This is a genomic window from Klebsiella sp. G-Nf4 (assembly GCF_002810615.1).
Classification (GTDB): Bacteria; Pseudomonadota; Gammaproteobacteria; order Enterobacterales; family Enterobacteriaceae; genus Klebsiella; species Klebsiella variicola.
Window position 1 is genome coordinate 299681 of record NZ_PION01000006.1, and the last position, 17712, is coordinate 317392.

At 55.6% G+C, this 17712-nt stretch carries 17 protein-coding genes and 1 riboswitch; of the genes, 12 read left to right on the forward strand and 5 right to left on the reverse strand.

Annotated elements, in window-relative coordinates; all coding sequences use genetic code 11:
- Window positions 1-99 precede the first annotated feature (99 nt).
- Together CWM57_RS14900 and malK are read right to left on the reverse strand one after the other, a co-directional pair.
- Window positions 100-1389 carry a maltoporin gene (locus tag CWM57_RS14900; protein WP_074387359.1) on the reverse strand — a complete coding sequence of 430 codons (1290 nt, stop codon included), beginning with the start codon at window positions 1387-1389 and terminating at the stop codon, window positions 100-102.
- An 85-nt stretch (window positions 1390-1474) separates the two neighbouring features.
- Complete coding sequence (gene malK / locus CWM57_RS14905) at window positions 1475-2584, reverse strand: maltose/maltodextrin ABC transporter ATP-binding protein MalK (RefSeq protein WP_061156127.1); 1110 nt, start codon at window positions 2582-2584, stop codon at window positions 1475-1477.
- 370 nt (window positions 2585-2954) lie between these two features.
- Between malK and malE the strand changes: the two genes are divergently transcribed.
- The 3 genes from malE to malG all read left to right on the forward strand — a co-directional run bounded on the left by malE (window position 2955) and on the right by malG (window position 6712).
- On the forward strand, window positions 2955-4145 hold the full coding sequence (gene malE / locus CWM57_RS14915) for a maltose/maltodextrin ABC transporter substrate-binding protein MalE (RefSeq protein WP_061156128.1): 1191 nt from the start codon (window positions 2955-2957) through the stop codon (window positions 4143-4145).
- 117 nt (window positions 4146-4262) lie between these two features.
- Window positions 4263-5807 (forward strand): maltose ABC transporter permease MalF, encoded by a 1545-nt coding sequence (gene malF, locus CWM57_RS14920; RefSeq protein WP_100631198.1) that lies wholly within the window; start codon window positions 4263-4265, stop codon window positions 5805-5807.
- A 14-nt stretch (window positions 5808-5821) separates the two neighbouring features.
- Window positions 5822-6712 (forward strand): maltose ABC transporter permease MalG, encoded by an 891-nt coding sequence (gene malG, locus CWM57_RS14925; RefSeq protein WP_002884725.1) that lies wholly within the window; start codon window positions 5822-5824, stop codon window positions 6710-6712.
- A 192-nt stretch (window positions 6713-6904) separates the two neighbouring features.
- Here the strand turns inward: malG and psiE are convergent, their stop codons facing one another.
- Complete coding sequence (gene psiE, locus CWM57_RS14930; RefSeq protein WP_025713351.1) at window positions 6905-7315, reverse strand: phosphate-starvation-inducible protein PsiE; 411 nt, start codon at window positions 7313-7315, stop codon at window positions 6905-6907.
- A gap of 144 nt (window positions 7316-7459) precedes the next feature.
- Between psiE and CWM57_RS14935 the strand changes: the two genes are divergently transcribed.
- The gene (locus CWM57_RS14935; protein ID WP_100631197.1) at window positions 7460-7969 is read left to right on the forward strand and encodes a GNAT family N-acetyltransferase; all 510 of its coding nucleotides are present in this window, start codon (window positions 7460-7462) and stop codon (window positions 7967-7969) included.
- An 8-nt stretch (window positions 7970-7977) separates the two neighbouring features.
- Window positions 7978-8433: an acyltransferase gene (locus tag CWM57_RS14940; RefSeq protein WP_032701144.1), complete on the forward strand. Its 456-nt coding sequence runs from the start codon at window positions 7978-7980 to the stop codon at window positions 8431-8433.
- Window positions 8434-8480: 47 nt separating this feature from the next.
- Here CWM57_RS14940 and pgi read toward each other — a convergent pair whose 3' ends face one another.
- Window positions 8481-10130 (reverse strand): glucose-6-phosphate isomerase, encoded by a 1650-nt coding sequence (gene pgi, locus CWM57_RS14945; protein ID WP_064142939.1) that lies wholly within the window; start codon window positions 10128-10130, stop codon window positions 8481-8483.
- Window positions 10131-10479: 349 nt separating this feature from the next.
- A riboswitch (Lysine riboswitch) is annotated at window positions 10480-10715 on the forward strand.
- 179 nt (window positions 10716-10894) lie between these two features.
- On the opposite strand from pgi, the gene lysC reads away from it, so the two are divergent.
- The 3 genes from lysC (at window position 10895) to CWM57_RS14970 (ending at window position 13702) form a co-directional block, all read left to right on the forward strand.
- Complete coding sequence (gene lysC / locus CWM57_RS14960; protein WP_074387365.1) at window positions 10895-12244, forward strand: lysine-sensitive aspartokinase 3; 1350 nt, start codon at window positions 10895-10897, stop codon at window positions 12242-12244.
- 139 nt (window positions 12245-12383) lie between these two features.
- Entirely contained in the window at window positions 12384-13313 is a 930-nt protein-coding gene (gene panS, locus CWM57_RS14965) for a ketopantoate/pantoate/pantothenate transporter PanS (RefSeq protein WP_100676111.1), read from the forward strand.
- Between the two features lie 116 nt (window positions 13314-13429).
- The gene (locus CWM57_RS14970; RefSeq protein ID WP_012969166.1) at window positions 13430-13702 is read left to right on the forward strand and encodes a DUF3811 domain-containing protein; all 273 of its coding nucleotides are present in this window, start codon (window positions 13430-13432) and stop codon (window positions 13700-13702) included.
- On the opposite strand, the gene rluF is transcribed toward CWM57_RS14970, so the two are convergent.
- A complete protein-coding gene (rluF, locus tag CWM57_RS14975; RefSeq protein ID WP_100676110.1) occupies window positions 13699-14574 on the reverse strand; it encodes a 23S rRNA pseudouridine(2604) synthase RluF in 876 nt (291 codons plus the stop codon). The genes CWM57_RS14970 and rluF overlap by 4 nt on opposite strands.
- Window positions 14575-14923: 349 nt before the next feature.
- Here rluF and CWM57_RS14980 point away from each other — a divergent pair, with 349 nt between their 5' ends.
- From CWM57_RS14980 to CWM57_RS14995, 4 genes are all read left to right on the forward strand, one after another.
- Window positions 14924-15871 (forward strand): sugar-binding transcriptional regulator, encoded by a 948-nt coding sequence (locus CWM57_RS14980; protein ID WP_002884616.1) that lies wholly within the window; start codon window positions 14924-14926, stop codon window positions 15869-15871.
- Between the two features lie 70 nt (window positions 15872-15941).
- The gene (locus CWM57_RS14985; protein ID WP_025713358.1) at window positions 15942-16745 is read left to right on the forward strand and encodes an SDR family oxidoreductase; all 804 of its coding nucleotides are present in this window, start codon (window positions 15942-15944) and stop codon (window positions 16743-16745) included.
- Between the two features lie 9 nt (window positions 16746-16754).
- Window positions 16755-17162, forward strand: a complete 408-nt coding sequence (locus CWM57_RS14990; protein ID WP_016530854.1) for a mannose/fructose/sorbose PTS transporter subunit IIA — start codon at window positions 16755-16757, stop codon at window positions 17160-17162.
- Window positions 17162-17656 (forward strand): mannose/fructose/sorbose PTS transporter subunit IIB, encoded by a 495-nt coding sequence (locus CWM57_RS14995; RefSeq protein WP_004151751.1) that lies wholly within the window; start codon window positions 17162-17164, stop codon window positions 17654-17656. The genes CWM57_RS14990 and CWM57_RS14995 overlap by 1 nt, the downstream gene beginning before the upstream one ends.
- Window positions 17657-17712 lie beyond the last annotated feature (56 nt).

The following is a 17712-nucleotide window of genomic DNA, read 5'->3' on the forward strand; positions in this document are numbered from 1 at the left end:
TAGCATCGGTTTAGCGGTAGCCAGGCAATAGCGCGCTAACCTTGAATAGTCAGGAGGGGCCGATGCCCCTCCCAGGTTACAACCGTCTTACAGGCGGTATTACCACCACACTTCCATCTGGGCACCGAAGGTAACTTCGCTGTCGTCACCGCGGCTGGAGGTGTACATGCCGCTTCCGCTGCTGTCTTTGGTCTGCAGACCAGAGGCGTTGCTGTAACCCCAGTTTTCATCCCACTTCGCGTAGGTTGCGAAGATACGGATAGCCGGACGAGACCAGACGCTGTTGCCTGCCTGCCACTGTTGAGCCAGAGTAATTTTGTACTGGTTGTTGTTTTCGCTGGTACGCTGGGATTTCACGTTGTCGTAACCGATTTCCAGCTGGGTGCTCATGATCGGCGTCCATTTGTACATCGGACGGACACCCACGGTGTACCAGGTAGAACCGTTTTTGCTGTCCAGGTCCACGTCCTGGTACATCGCCACGTACATCAGGCCCCAATCATCGTTGAAGTCCATCGCACCGTGATCCAGAACGCGGATCATGCTGCCGTTGTTATCGATGCTGGTCCCTTGAGAGTGGCCGCTGTTCCAGGAGGTCATCGCGTCAGTCGCGTACTGAACTACGAACTTGTTGAAGCCGCCCCAGATAGACTGGGTATGTTCACCAGTCCACAACCAGCCGTCTTTCGACGCGCCGTCTTCCAGACGATAATCATCCTGCGGGTTCGCACGACCGTAATCGACACCTAACTCCAGCACGCCGCCCGGGTTAGTTTCCAGGCCCGCCAGACGGACGTCAAAGACGTCGTTTGCGGTTTTCGCTGCGTATTTTTTGGTGTCATCGCTGGAGAAAGTGTAAGAGCCGCCGCTTTCTGAGTTGCGGGTAGCGGCCAGAGAGAGCTTGCCGAAGCCAAGGTCAACGTTTTCCAGACCTGCACCCGGGCCGGAGATATCCCAGTAGTAGAAGTCGATCATGTGAACGTCATGACGCTGATAGAAGCGTTTACCTGCCCACAGCGTGGAGCCCGGCAGCCAGTCGATCAGGTTTTTACCCTGGATGTTGGCTTCACGGAACGCCGGAGAGGTGCTTTCCCAGTCATCTTCCTGATTCACGGAATAGGCAACGTTAGTATCGAAATAAAAACTCTTATCCCCTTCTTTCCACAGTTCCTGGCCCAGCTTCAGTTCCGCATAGGTTTCACATTCGTTACCAAGACGGTACTTACTTTGTGCGCCTGTCGCTTTGAAACACTCTTGCTGGCCGCCGCTGCCGGTCCAGCCAATGCCGGAACGCGCGTAACCATGGAAATCGACAGCCAGCGCCTGAGCAGACATAACGCCTGCTGCGACGGCGACCGCCAGAGGAAGTTTGCGCAGAGTAATCATCATTCTATCTCCTGAGATCATTGCTTTTCTTTGAACGCTTCGCCGGTGTACCGCCAGCCGGGTTCGCGCTTTTTTTTAATGGGAAGCCTTACACGCCCGGCTCTTTATGCAGCCGACGACAAGCGGTGCCATCCTCACGGAATAAGTGGCAACGTTCTGGCGGCAAACCGATGGCGAATGTGGCTCCCTCTTCTACCAACACCACGTCATTCTGGCGGTAAACCAGGTTCTGACGGATGGCGGGGATCTGGATATGAATTTGCGTCTCGTGACCGAGCTGTTCGACGACCTGAACCTCACCTTCGAGGGTCACATCGGCGATATCGCTGGGCAGTAAATGCTCGGGGCGGATACCTAATGACATGTTGGCGCCAACCTGAACGTTGGCGCTGTCTACCGGCAGCCAGATTTGCTGGCGGTTCGGCAGTTCTACTTGCACCTGATCGATAGCCGTCGCGGTGACTTTCACCGGCAGGAAGTTCATCTTCGGTGAACCGATAAAGCCGGCAACGAAGCGGTCAGCCGGATAGTGATAGAGCTCCAGCGGTTTCCCGACCTGTGCCACACGGCCGGCGTCCAGAACCACAATCTTGTCCGCGAGGGTCATCGCTTCCACCTGATCGTGGGTAACATAAATCATGGTGCGGGCCAGCCGCTTATGCAGACGGGAGATCTCGATACGCATCTGGACACGCAGGGCGGCATCCAGGTTAGAGAGCGGTTCATCCAGCAGGAAGACGCTTGGCTCTGCCACCAGCGTACGGCCGATCGCTACACGCTGGCGCTGACCACCGGAAAGCGCTTTCGGTTTACGCTCCAGGAGATGCGCCAGCTGTAAGACCTCAGCCACCTGAGTCACTCGCTGGTTAATGACCTCTTTTTTCGCGCCGGCCAGCTTCAGGCCGAAAGACATATTTTCGGCAACGGAAAGATGGGGATAAAGCGCATATGACTGGAATACCATGCCGATGCCGCGCTCAGCGGGCGGCACGTCGTTCATCCGGGTATCGCCAATGAACAGATCGCCGCTGGTGACTGTTTCCAGTCCGGCAATCATACGCAGCAGAGTGGATTTGCCGCAGCCCGACGGTCCAACAAACACGACGAACTCCCCATCCTGGATCTCGAGATTGATATCTTTAGATACCACCACGTCGCCCCAGGCTTTCGTTACATTTCGTAGCTGTACGCTCGCCATGCCCTTCTCCCTTCGTTACAACCTGTCACTTAAAGACACATTCAAGATGGGTCGACTATGCGGCATTCCTTAAGCTGGCAAATCCTCCACCCCCCGGCTTTTTTATGGGGGAGGAGATGGGAGGATGAGAGATTGCCTCTCGCCGCGGGGGATGGCGGACGAAGCGTGATTTCGTGATGGGGACGACAAAATTGGGCACTTTTTTCTGTGCTCCAGGACGCAATACGGCCGTTTTTGCAATGGAGATCACACAACCAGCGGGTGGGGCGTAGACCAGGGGAGGATGGAAAGGGGTTGTTAAAAAAGGAAACTCATCATCGTTAAGCCACCGAAGTGTATCCACGAGTACATCACCAAATAGGACGGGTATATGAAAATCAAAACTGGCGCTCGCATCCTCGCGCTGTCAGCACTGACCACGATGATGTTTTCCGCCTCTGCCCTCGCGAAAATTGAAGAAGGTAAGCTGGTTATCTGGATTAATGGCGACAAAGGCTATAACGGCCTCGCTGAAGTGGGTAAAAAGTTTGAAAAAGACACCGGCATTAAAGTTTCCGTAGAACATCCGGACAAGCTGGAAGAGAAGTTCCCGCAGGTTGCGGCGACTGGCGACGGCCCGGACATCATCTTCTGGGCGCATGACCGTTTCGGCGGCTACGCACAGTCCGGCCTGCTGGCTGAAATCACCCCGGACAAAGCGTTCCAGGACAAACTCTACCCATTCACCTGGGATGCCGTGCGCTTTAACGGCAAACTGATCGCCTATCCGGTGGCGGTTGAAGCCCTGTCCCTGATTTATAACAAGGACCTGGTACCGAACCCGCCGAAAACCTGGGAAGAGATCCCGGCGCTGGATAAAGCACTGAAAGCGAAAGGTAAGAGCGCGCTGATGTTCAACCTGCAGGAACCGTACTTCACCTGGCCGCTGATCGCTGCCGACGGCGGGTACGCCTTCAAGTTTGAAAACGGCAAATATGACGTGAAAAACGTCGGCGTAGACAGCGCAGGCGCGAAAGCGGGTCTCACCTTCCTGGTTGACCTGATCAAGAACAAGCACATGAATGCCGACACGGATTACTCCATCGCGGAAGCCGCCTTCAACAAAGGCGAAACCGCCATGACCATCAACGGTCCGTGGGCGTGGTCTAACATTGATAAGAGCAAGGTTAACTACGGCGTCACCCTGCTGCCGACCTTTAAAGGCAAACCATCGAAACCGTTCGTTGGCGTACTGAGCGCGGGTATCAACGCCGCCAGCCCGAACAAAGAGCTGGCGAAAGAGTTCCTCGAAAACTACCTGATGACCGATCAGGGTCTGGAATCGGTTAACAACGACAAACCGCTGGGTGCTGTCGCGCTGAAATCCTTCCAGGAGAAACTGGAAAAAGATCCGCGCATCGCCGCCACCATGGCGAACGCCCAGAATGGCGAAATCATGCCTAACATCCCGCAGATGTCTGCCTTCTGGTATGCCGTTCGTACCGCGGTTATCAACGCCGCCAGCGGTCGCCAGACTGTCGATGCTGCACTGAAGGATGCACAGAGTCGTATCACTAAGTAAGAAAACGGCGGGTAGCGCTTGCGCTTACCCGCCCTACCACTGCGGCTCGGACCGTAGGTTAGGTAAGCGAAGCGCCACCTGACAAATAAGTTTTCACCGCTGTAGAGGATGATCCCCATGGATGCCGTTAAAAAGAAACACTGGTGGCAAAGTCCGCAACTCACATGGTCTGTGATTGGCTTACTGTGCCTGCTGGTGGGTTACCTTGTTGTTTTGATGTACGCCCAGGGGGAGTACCTGTTCGCCATCATGACGCTGATTTTAAGCTCAGTTGGCCTGTATATTTTCGCTAATCGCAAGGCTTATGCCTGGCGCTATGTCTATCCCGGCCTCGCCGGCATGGGCCTGTTCGTCCTGTTTCCGCTGGTCTGTACCATTGCCATCGCCTTCACGAACTACAGCAGCACCAACCAGCTGACCTTTGAACGTGCGCAGCAGGTGCTGATGGATCGCTCTTTCCAGGCTGGCAAAGCCTATAACTTCACGCTGATCCCGGCGGGGGACGAGTGGAAACTGGCCCTGACCGACGGCGAGAGCGGTAAAAACTACCTTTCCGACGCTTTTAAATTCGGCGGTGAGCAGAAGCTGGCGTTAAAAGAAACCGACGCCCTGCCGGAAGGCGAGCGCGTCAGCCTGCGCGTCATTACCCAGAACCGCACCGCGCTGAACCAACTGACCGCCGTGCTGCCGGATGACAGCAAAGTGATCATGAGCTCGCTGCGTCAGTTCTCCGGCACTCAACCGCTGTATACGCTTAGCGAAGATGGGGTGCTGACCAACAATCAGACCCACGTCAAATACCGCCCGAACAATGACGTAGGCTTCTACCAGGCGATTAACGCCGACGGCAGCTGGGGCACTGAGAAGCTGAGCCCGGGCTACACCGTGACGATCGGCTGGGATAACTTCACTCGCGTCTTCCAGGACGAAGGTATCCAGAAACCGTTCTTCGCTATTTTCGTCTGGACCGTGGTGTTCTCGGTGCTGACGGTGATTTTGACCGTGGCCGTGGGAATGGTGCTGGCTTGTCTGGTGCAGTGGGAAGCGCTGAAAGGCAAAGCAATTTACCGCGTCCTGTTGATTCTGCCGTATGCCGTACCGTCGTTTATTTCGATTCTGATTTTCAAAGGGCTGTTCAACCAGAGCTTTGGTGAAATCAATATGATGCTCAGCGCGCTGTTCGGCATTAAGCCGGCCTGGTTTAGCGACCCGACCACCGCGCGTACCATGATCATCATCGTCAATACCTGGCTGGGCTATCCGTACATGATGATCCTGTGCATGGGGTTGCTGAAGGCGATTCCGGACGATCTGTACGAAGCGTCGGCGATGGATGGCGCCGGTCCGTTCCAGAACTTCTTTAAAATTACGCTGCCGCTGCTGATCAAACCGCTGACACCGCTGATGATCGCCAGCTTCGCCTTTAACTTTAACAACTTCGTGCTGATTCAGCTGTTGACCAACGGTGGTCCGGACCGTCTCGGCACCACCACCCCGGCCGGTTATACCGACCTGCTGGTGAGCTACACCTATCGCATCGCCTTTGAAGGCGGCGGCGGTCAGGACTTCGGCCTGGCGGCGGCTATCGCAACGCTTATCTTCCTGCTGGTTGGCGCGTTAGCGATTGTGAATCTGAAAGCCACACGCATGAAGTTTGATTAAGGGAGATAACGATAATGGCTATGGTCCAACCCAAATCTCAGAAACTGCGTCTCTTTACGACACACCTGTTACTGCTGATTTTTATCGCCGCGATTATGTTTCCGCTGCTGATGGTTATCGCTATCTCGCTGCGCGAAGGCAACTTCGCCACCGGCAGCCTGATCCCGGATACCATCTCCTGGGAACACTGGCGTCTGGCGTTAGGCTTCAGCGTCGAACACGCCGATGGCCGCGTCACGCCGCCGCCGTTCCCGGTCCTGCTGTGGCTGTGGAACTCGATTAAGGTCGCCGGCATTACCGCGATCGGTATCGTCGCCCTTTCCACCACCTGCGCCTACGCTTTTGCCCGTATGCGCTTCCCGGGGAAAGCGACCCTGCTGAAAGGGATGCTGATTTTCCAGATGTTCCCGGCGGTGCTGTCGCTGGTGGCCCTGTATGCGTTGTTTGACCGCCTGGGCCAGTACATCCCGTTCGTCGGCCTCAACACCCACGGCGGCGTGATCTTCGCTTATATGGGCGGTATCGCGCTGCACGTCTGGACGATTAAAGGCTACTTCGAAACCATCGATGGTTCGCTGGAAGAAGCGGCGGCGCTGGATGGCGCGACCCCATGGCAGGCTTTCCGCCTCGTGCTGCTGCCGCTGTCGGTGCCGATTCTGGCGGTGGTGTTTATTCTGTCGTTCATCGCGGCCATCACAGAAGTGCCCGTCGCCTCGCTGCTGCTGCGCGATGTGAACAGCTATACCCTGGCGGTAGGTATGCAACAGTATCTCAACCCGCAGAACTATCTGTGGGGCGACTTCGCCGCCGCGGCGGTGCTCTCCGCCATCCCGATCACGGTCGTCTTCCTGCTGGCGCAGCGCTGGCTGGTTAACGGCCTGACGGCGGGTGGGGTGAAAGGTTAAGTTTTTTTGTAACACCGGCCCCAAATTTCAGATGAGGGCCGACGGTCTAGCCGCAATACACGACCCCAACCGGGTATTGTCGCCGTCGCCCTCAGCTGAAAAAGTAAGGCCAATGCCACTGCTATCCTCAACTGGACCCTACATAAATTTTATTTGTGACTGTTGGTCAGCGGCCCTGGAGGCCGCTTTTTTTTATTCGCGTTTCAGGCGATTGGAGTTACACAGCCAGAGCGTAATCACCAGGATCAGGATCGCGGCGGAGTAAATCAGCACTGCCAGCGGCGACTCATGGTCGATGATAATCAGGCGCACAATCGCGGTGATGCCGATATAGACGAAATAGCGCAGCGGGAAGTGGAACCCCGACTGAAAATACTTGACGATCAGCGCGATAAACTCGAAGTAGAGGAAGTAGACCACCAGACCTTCCACCAGCCGGTACTTACTGGTCGGCTCCGGGGTAAAGAGGACATCGGCCAGATGCAGCGTCTCTTTCCCGAGGAAGACGATCAAAATAATCCCCAGGCACAGCAGCCCAAGATTCAAAACCGTTTGCATCGCGGTGGCGATAAAATTCACCAGCGGACGATAAACCGACGACATAAATACCCCTCATCATTATGCTTCTTTGAGACCTGTATAACGCAAAAATGTGATCCAGATCGACATTATTCGCTAACTTTTTGCCACCACCGGCGAAGATGTAACAATCACAGCCCAGACGGACGGGTTAAAAAGGAAACAACCATGCTGAAGATTCGTACCGCACGCGCAGAGGATGCGGCTTTACTCAATGAAATGGGCAATGCCAGCTATCGCCATCACTTTGCTCACCTCTGGCATAACGCCGACGAGCTGGCGTGCTACCTGCAACAAGAGTATTCCCTGGCTTCGCTGCAACGTAGCCTGACCGATTCCCAGTGCTGTTGGTTGATTGCTGAAGCCCCCCACCCTGTCGGCTTTGCGAAATACGCCTGTCGTCAGGCGATTAGTCCTGAAGGTCCGTCCGGTACGCTGTTGCATAAGCTCTATCTGCTGCCTGACACAACGGGCCGCCGCTACGGTGAGCAGATATTTCGCGCCGTCGAGGCGAGAGCAAAAGCGGCCAGTGAAAGCTGGCTGTGGCTGGAAGTGCTCGCCGATAACCCCGCTGCGCGCCGTTTTTACGAACGTCAGGGGATGCAGCACGTGAAAGATGTCGCATTTCATTCCGCCAGCCAGCAAAGCACCTTACATATTCTGGCCAAACCGATCTGAGAGGCACTATGCATACCCTTCGGGAAACGGCGATCCGCAACGTCACCAGCGGTGAGAACGTGGTGATATACCAGCCCGCCAACCTGTACGACTGTGTCCTTGGCGATAACGTCTTCGTCGGGCCGTTCGTTGAGATCCAGGGCAATACCCGCATTGGCGCGAACAGTAAAATTCAGTCCCATACTTTTATCTGCGAGTACGTCACCATTGGCCAGCGCTGCTTTATCGGTCACGGCGTGATGTTTGCCAACGACCTGTTTCGCGACGGCAAACCGAATGCCGACCGCGCCAGCTGGGGGCGGATTGAGATTGGCGATGACGTGTCGATCGGCAGCGGCGCCACGATTCTGGCCGTCAGCATCTGCGACGGCGTGGTGATTGGCGCGGGCAGCGTGGTGACGAAGTCCATTACCGAGAAAGGGGTGTGGGCGGGAAATCCAGCCCGCCTGCTGCGGCGGCTGTAAAAAAAATGCCGACCTAAAGGTCGGCATTGCGTCTTAGCTGCGCAAGATTATGCGCGCCAGGCTTTATAACGGTTAATCAGGCCGTTAGTTGAGCTGTCGTGGCTGCTAACTTCGCTGCCGTCTTTCAGCTCCGGCAGGATGCGGTTAGCCAGCTGTTTGCCCAGTTCAACGCCCCACTGGTCGAAGGTGAAGATGTTGAGGATCGCGCCCTGGGTGAAGATTTTGTGCTCGTACAGGGCAATCAGCGCCCCCAGGCTGAACGGGGTGATTTCACGCAGCAGGATGGAGTTCGTCGGGCGGTTGCCTTCAAACACTTTGAACGGCACCACGTGCTCCAGAGTTGCCGGATCTTTACCCTGATCGCGATATTCCTGCTCGACCACTTCACGGGATTTACCGAAGGCCAGGGCCTCGGTCTGGGCGAAGAAGTTGGACAGCAGCTTCGGATGATGGTCAGACAGCGGGTTGTGAGTGATAGCCGGGGCGATGAAATCGCACGGTACCATTTTGGTGCCCTGGTGGATCAGCTGGTAGAACGCATGCTGACCGTTAGTGCCCGGCTCACCCCAGATGATCGGGCCAGTCTGGTAGTCTACCGCGTGGCCGTTACGGTCAACATACTTACCGTTGGACTCCATGTTGCCCTGCTGGAAGTAGGCGGCAAAGCGGTGCATGTACTGGTCGTACGGCAGAATCGCTTCGGTTTCTGCTCCGAAGAAGTTGTTGTACCAGATACCGATCAGCGCCAGCAGCACCGGCAGGTTTTTCTCCGCCGGGGTGGTGGAGAAGTGTTTATCCATCGCATGCGCGCCGGACAGCAGTTCAACGAAGTTGTCGAAGCCCACGGAGAGAATGATGGACAGGCCAATCGCTGACCACAGAGAGTAACGGCCGCCAACCCAATCCCAGAATTCGAACATGTTGGCGGTGTCGATACCAAATTCGCCAACCGCTTTACCATTGGTAGAGAGCGCGGCGAAGTGTTTGGCCACGTGCTTGTCGTCGCCCGCGGTCGCCAGGAACCAGTCGCGCGCGCTATGGGCGTTGGTCATGGTTTCCTGAGTGGTGAAGGTCTTGGACGCCACCAGGAACAGGGTCGTTTCCGGATTGACGTTCTTCAGCACTTCAGCGATGTGGGTGCCATCGACGTTGGAGACAAAGTGCATGTTGAGGTGGTTTTTGTACGGACGCAGCGCTTCGGTCACCATGAATGGACCGAGGTCGGAGCCGCCGATACCGATATTCACCACGTCGGTGATCGGTTTGCCGGTATAGCCTTTCCAGCTACCGGAGATAATCGCTTCGGAGAAGGTTTTCATCTTCTCCAGCACGGCGTTCACTTCCGGCATCACATCTTTGCCATCAACCACAATCGGCGTATTGCTGCGGTTGCGCAGCGCGACGTGCAGAACCGCGCGGTCTTCGGTACGGTTGATCTTTTCGCCGGAGAACATCGACTTAATGGCGCCTGCCAGATCGGTCTCTTTCGCCAGATCCTGCAGTTTAGCCAGCGTCTCTTCGGTGATGCGGTTTTTGGAGAAGTCCACCAGCATCAGATCGTCGAACGTCGCGGAAAACTTAGAAAAACGGTCGCTATCTTTGGCGAACAGCTCGCTGATAGTGACATCTTTCATTTCGTCGAAGTGTTTCTGTAATGCCTGCCAGGCAGAGGTCTGCGTTGGGTTGATGTTTTTCATTAGCAATACTCTTCTGATTTGAGATTGTGACTTCGGTCGATTGTAGCGCCGGTGACGGAAAATTGTGATGATTTTTGTGACTTGTCCCTGACGCCGGTCAGGAATCGGGTCAAAACGAAGTAAAAAGCCCCATTAGTATAGCTATCATAAGGCTTTTTTCTGTTAGCCGCAGGGGCATGAAAAATCCGCATAACCGCAGCGTTGACATAGCTGGTGTTAAGCCTTTATATATCCGCAGTGCTTACGTATTGGTAGGTATCTATTGCTCGCGCATTTCACGCTACAGCGAAAGGGTATTCGCGGGGGATATAATGTCTCAAATCCCCCGGCCTGGTGAAAGACGTCGGTAATTGCCAGAAGAGGTGCGTTGCCCAGGTAACCGTATTGGAGGAACCAGTCCGGGGAAAATACGTGAGGGGGAGCAACGCCGAGGTGAAAGAGCGTCTGGTCACGCTCCTCACCGGCCACAGGGGCTGAATCCCCTGGGTTGTCACCAGAAACGTTCGCAGTCGGGCGTTTCATACCCGAACACCTCAGCGCCCAGAGCGGTGAGTCGGGTCTACAAGGTGGAGCACTTCTGGGTGACATCGTAGTTGTTTATCACTCTGCGCCACCCTGTTTATCGCTCTTCCCTTGTGCCATGGCTGAATAATTTGGCCTGGCTTATTAAGACATTTTGTTGCGATCCGGCGGCGTCCAGCCCCTGCCACGATCGGTGTTCAGGAATCGTTTTAATAAGTCAGGCCCCCTGACACGAGGTTGTTATGACAGATCTAGTCGTCGCCAAATTTGGCGGCACCAGCGTTGCCGATTTTGACGCCATGAACCGCAGCATCGATGTGGCGTTGCTCGATGCTAACACCCGTATTGTTGTGCTCTCCGCCTCTGCTGGCGTGACCAACATTCTGGTGGCCTTAGCGGGAGGGCTGGAACCCACCGAACGTTTTACCCAGTTGGACGCTCTGCGCCAGATCCAGTCCAATATTCTGGAGCGTTTGCGCTATCCCAATGTGATCCGCGAAGAGATTGAGCGCCTGCTGGAAAACATCACGACGCTCGCGGAAGCCGCCGCGCTCGCCTCCTCGACCGCCCTGACCGACGAACTGGTCAGCCATGGCGAACTGATGTCCACCCTGCTGTTTGTGGAAATCCTGCGTGAGCGCGGCATTCAGGCGCAGTGGTTTGACGCCCGTAAAGTGCTGCGCACTAACGATCGCTTTGGCCGCGCCGAACCGGACATCGCCGCTGTCGCCGAACTGACCCAGCAGCAGCTGGCGCCGCGTCTGGCGGAAGGCCTGGTGGTGACCCAGGGCTTTATCGGCAGCGAAGCGAAAGGCCGCACCACCACCCTCGGCCGCGGCGGCAGCGATTATACCGCCGCTCTGCTCGGCGAAGCGCTGAATGCCACCCGCGTCGATATCTGGACCGATGTCCCGGGGATTTATACTACCGATCCTCGCGTGGCGCCGGCGGCGAAACGCATCGACGTCATCGCCTTTGAAGAGGCCGCGGAAATGGCCACCTTTGGCGCCAAAGTGCTGCACCCGGCGACCCTGCTGCCTGCCGTGCGCAGCGATATTCCGGTGTTTGTCGGCTCGAGTAAAGAGCCTAAAGCGGGCGGTACGCTGGTGTGTAAAACCACCGAGAACCCACCGCTGTTCCGCGCCCTGGCCCTGCGTCGCCGTCAGACGCTGCTGACACTGCATAGCCTGAATATGCTGCACTCCCGCGGCTTCCTCGCCGAAGTGTTCGGCATTCTGGCGCGCCATAACATCTCCGTCGATTTGATCACCACCTCCGAAGTGAGTGTGGCCCTGACCATGGATACCACCGGCTCAACCTCTGCAGGCGATACCCTGCTGACCCAGGCGCTGCTGACTGAACTCTCCTCGCTGTGCCGCGTGGAAGTGGAGGAAGACCTGGCGCTGGTGGCCCTGATTGGCAATGAGCTGTCGAAAGCCTGCGGCGTCGGTAAAGAGGTCTTTGGCGTCCTCGAGCCGTTTAACATCCGCATGATTTGCTATGGCGCCTCCAGTCATAACCTCTGCTTCCTGGTGCCTGGCCCCGATGCGGAGAAGGTAGTGCAGAAGCTGCATCATAATTTGTTTGAATAAAACTCCTTAGCACGATAAACAATACCTATAGCCGGGCTCGAACCCGGCTTTTTTATAACAACATCAACACAACCAGCTAACCTGCTCGCCGCCCCATCGGGATGGCGCGGCCCGGTTCGCGTATCGCAAGGAACACAACATGCTCGCAACTCTGACGCGGCTGTTCCCGTTATGGGCACTGCTGCTCTCCGTTCTGGCCTATTACACTCCCACCACCTTCACCCCGATTGGCCCGTGGGTCACCACTCTGCTGATGCTGATCATGTTCGGTATGGGCGTGCATCTGAAGCTGGAAGATTTTAAGCGCGTCCTGTCGCGCCCGGCGCCGGTCGCCGCGGGGATCTTTCTCCATTATCTGGTGATGCCGCTCGCCGCCTGGCTGCTGGCGCTGCTGTTTCATATGCCACCCGAGCTCTCCGCCGGGATGGTACTGGTCGGTAGCGTCGCCAGCGGAACCGCCTCCAACGTGATGATCTTTCTCGCCAAGGGGGATGTTGCACTGTCGGTAACCATCTCCTCGGTCTCCACCCTCGTCGGCGTCGTGGCGACACCGCTGCTCACCCGTCTGTACGTCGACGCGCACATTCAGGTCGACATCATGGGGATGTTGCTCAGCATTCTGCAGATTGTGGTCATTCCCATCACGCTGGGGCTGATTGTCCATCATCTACTGCCGAAGGTGGTGAAAGCGGTAGAGCCGTTCTTACCTGCCTTCTCGATGGTGTGCATTCTGGCGATCATCAGCGCGGTGGTGGCGGGTTCCGCCGCCCATATCGCCTCCGTCGGCCTGGTGGTGATTATCGCGGTGATCCTGCATAACACTATTGGCCTGCTTGGCGGGTACTGGGGCGGACGTCTGTTTGGTTTTGATGAATCCACCTGTCGTACGCTGGCGATCGAGGTGGGGATGCAGAACTCCGGCCTGGCGGCCGCGCTGGGTAAAATTTACTTCGGCCCGCTGGCGGCGCTGCCAGGCGCGCTGTTCTCCGTCTGGCATAACCTGTCCGGTTCGCTGCTGGCCGGATACTGGTCAGGAAAGCCCATCGCCAAAAAAGCCGACAAGCGCTGAGCGTGATACGTCCGGGCGCAGGCCCGGGCGTGTGCCTGCTTTAGTTGCCATACAGGCTATCAGTAAAATATTCATTGCCGTACACTGGGTGCTCTGGTCTGACTGAGGGCACCACCATGGCACTCCCCCGTATTACACAAAAAGAGATGACCGAGCGCGAACAGCGCGAATTGAAAACGCTGCTTGACCGCGCGCGCATTGCGCATGGCCGCCCGCTGAGCAATGCGGAAACGAACAGCGTGAAAAAGGAATATATCGATAAGCTGATGGCACAGCGTGAAGCGGATGCGAAGAAAGCCCGCCAGGTGAAAAAACAGCAGGCTTATAAAACGGATAAAGAAGCGACCTTTTCCTGGTCGGCGAATACGCCGACCCGCGGCAGGCGTTAACGACCTTTCTTTTTACGTCCCGGCTGGGTGAAACGTTTCCCGTTAGCAGCCGGGCGGCCTTTATCGTTGCTATTTTCCATCTTCACCACCGGGCGCTTGATCCCGGGGGTCGCCGCTTTGGCCTTCGGCCTGGCTTTCGGCTTCGCTTCGGAAGAGGAGTTTTCAATCAGCTTGAACAGGTCGATCAACTCGTCATCGGTTAGATCACGCCATTCACCCAAGGGGATCCCCGTCAGGCTCACGTTCATAATCCGCGTACGCTCAAGCTTCATCACTTCATAGCCAAAGTGCTCGCACATACGACGGATCTGGCGATTCAGCCCCTGCACCAGAGTGATGCGGAAAACGAACGGCGCTTCTTTCTTCACCTTACATTTTTTCGTCACGGTCCCGAGAATCGGCACACCCGCGCCCATGCCGCGAATGAACTCATCGGTCACCGGCTTATCGACCGTCACCAGATACTCTTTTTCATGGTCGTTGCCGGCGCGCAGGATCTTGTTCACCAGATCGCCATGGTTGGTGAGGAAGATCAGCCCCTGAGAGTCTTTATCCAGACGGCCGATAGGGAAGATTCGCTTGCTGTGGTTGACGAAATCGACAATGTTGTCGCGCTCGCCGTCTTCCGTGGTGCTCACAATGCCGACCGGCTTATTCAGCGCAATCAGCACCAGATCATCCGCTTCACGCGGCTCAATCAACTGTCCGTTCACTTTGACTAAATCGCCAGGCTTCACCTGATCGCCAATGGTGGCGCGCTTGCCATTGATAAAGACGTTGCCTTGTTCAATAAAGCGGTCCGCTTCGCGACGCGAGCAGATGCCGCTTTCGCTGATGTATTTATTTAATCGGGTTGATGAGTCGGGCAGCATAGATTCTCCTGTAAAAGCGAAATATACCCTACCTTGCGGGCGAGAAAAAAGATGTGCCTTTGCGCCCTCCGGCGCAAGGTGTGATCGACTACGCCTTTTTTCACAAAAGTGTCCCGCTCAACGCCTGGCAACTTTGCATGATGAAATATCACAGAATCAGCGATTTAGCGTGCAATGCACAAAGGTGCCAACAACCAGCTATTGATAACGCAAATGTGCAAGATTATTCGCCAGATTAGGGTGATGAAATAAAAGAAAATCGCTTTAAACGGTGGCTCTAATAGGGTTATATCAGATCAACAGCACAAACCCGCGATTTGCACAAATGTGCAGGAGCCTGCAGATGACCATGGAAAACAGTGACGATATCCGGCTGATTGTCAAAATCGCCCAGCTCTATTACGAGCAGGATATGACTCAGGCGCAAATAGCTCGTGAGCTGGGGATCTATCGCACCACCATTAGTCGCCTGCTGAAGCGCGGCCGCGAGCAGGGCATTGTCACCATCGCCATCAACTATGACTACAACGAGAACCTGTGGCTCGAGCAACAGCTCAAGCAAAAATTTGGTCTGAAAGAGGCGGTGGTTGCCAGCAGCGATGGGCTGCTGGAAGAAGAACAGCTGAGTGCGATGGGCCAGCATGGCGCCCTGCTTGTCGACCGGTTGCTGGAGCCCGGCGATATCATCGGTTTTTCATGGGGCCGCGCCGTGCGTTCGCTGGTGGAGAACCTGCCGCAGGCCAGCCAGTCACGCCAGGTGATCTGCGTCCCCATCATCGGCGGACCTTCCGGTAAACTGGAGAGCCGCTACCATGTGAACACGTTAACCTACGGCGCGGCAGCCAGACTGAAAGCGGAATCCCACCTTGCCGATTTTCCAGCCCTGCTGGATAACCCGCTGATCCGCAACGGCATCATGCAGTCCCAGCACTTTAAAACCATCTCATCCTACTGGGACAGCCTGGATGTGGCGCTGGTGGGTATTGGTTCACCGGCCATTCGCGACGGCGCAAACTGGCACGCCTTCTACGGCAGCGAAGAGAGCGACGATCTGAACGCCCGCCACGTCGCCGGGGATATCTGTTCGCGTTTCTACGATATTAACGGCGGGTTAGTCGATACCAATATGAGCGAAAAAACCCTGTCGATCGAAATGGCGAAGCTGCGCCAGGCTCGCTATTCCATCGGCATCGCCATGGGGGAAGAGAAATACTCTGGCATTCTTGGCGCATTGCACGGACGCTATATTAATTGTCTGGTGACAAACAGAGAAACGGCTGAATTATTACTTAAATAACACACAGGATATGATTTCACGCAGCACGCGCTGCGGGGGATCCCTTTATCTAAAGAAATAGGAGTGAATAATGAATACATGGTTAAATTTAAAAGATAACGTCATTATCGTGACCGGCGGCGCCTCGGGAATTGGGCTGGCCATTGTCGATGAATTATTATCACAAGGTGCTCATGTCCAGATGATTGATATTCATGGCGGCGATCGTCATCACAATGGCGATAATTATCACTTCTGGCCGACGGATATTTCCAGCGCGACAGAGGTGCAACAGACTATCGATGCCATTATTCAGCGCTGGTCGCGTATTGATGGTTTGGTCAATAACGCTGGTGTGAATTTCCCGCGTTTATTAGTCGATGAAAAAGCACCGGCCGGCCGCTATGAATTAAACGAAGCCGCTTTTGAAAAAATGGTCAATATCAACCAGAAAGGGGTGTTTTTCATGTCGCAGGCGGTGGCGCGTCAAATGGTCAAACAGCGCGCCGGTGTGATTGTCAATGTCTCTTCGGAGAGCGGCCTGGAAGGTTCTGAAGGTCAAAGCTGCTACGCCGCGACCAAGGCCGCGCTCAACAGCTTTACCCGCTCCTGGTCCAAAGAATTGGGTAAATATGGGATCCGCGTAGTCGGCGTTGCGCCGGGGATCCTCGAAAAAACCGGCCTGCGGACGCCGGAATATGAAGAGGCGCTGGCCTGGACGCGCAATATCACCGTCGAGCAACTTCGCGAGGGATATACCAAAAACGCCATTCCTATCGGGCGGGCAGGAAAGCTCTCAGAAGTCGCTGATTTTGTTTGCTATCTCTTGTCATCACGCGCCAGCTACATCACCGGAGTCACCACTAACATTGCCGGCGGAAAAACGCGCGGTTAAGGAGGAAGTATGGTTCACGCTATCTTCTGCGCCCACGGCCAGCTGGCCGGGGCCATGCTTGATTCGGTACGCATGGTCTACGGCGAGGTTAACGTCAGCGCCGTCGCGTTTGTTCCCGGTGAAAACGCGGCGGATATCGCCATTAACCTGGAAAAGTTAGTAAGCGCCCACACTGATGAGGAGTGGGTAATTGCGGTAGATTTGCAGTGCGGAAGCCCATGGAATGCCGCCGCCGGGCTGGCAATGCGTCACCCGCAGATCCGGGTGATTAGCGGCCTGTCGTTGCCGCTGGCGCTCGAGCTGGTGGATAACCAGCATACCCTGAGCGCCGATGACTTATGCCAGCATCTGCAGGCCATCGCCAGTCAGTGCTGTGTGGTCTGGCAGCAGCCAGAAACCGTTGAGGAGGAGTTCTGATGCAAATTACCCTCGCCCGTATTGATGACCGACTGATTCATGGCCAGGTCACCACCGTGTGGTCAAAAGTCGCCAACGCCCAGCGGATAATTATCTGCAATGACGATGTATTTAACGATGAGGTTCGCCGGACCCTGTTGCGCCAGGCGGCCCCGCCAGGCATGAAGGTAAACGTTGTCAGTCTGGAAAAAGCGGTTGCGGTCTATCATAACCCGCAATATCAGGATGAGACCGTCTTTTATTTATTTACCAATCCACACGATGTTTTAACGATGGTGCGCCAGGGTGTGCAGATCGCCACGTTAAATATTGGTGGCATGGCCTGGCGCCCCGGAAAAAAACAGCTAACCAAAGCCGTTTCTTTGGATCCGCAGGATATTCAGGCATTCCGTGAACTCGATAAACTGGGAGTAAAACTCGATTTACGCGTGGTCGCATCAGATCCGTCAGTCAATATTCTCGACAAAATTAACGAAACAGCTTTCTGCGAATAAAAAATAGCGCCTGTTGTGATATGCCGTAGCAGGCAGGATGACTCACACCTTAAAGG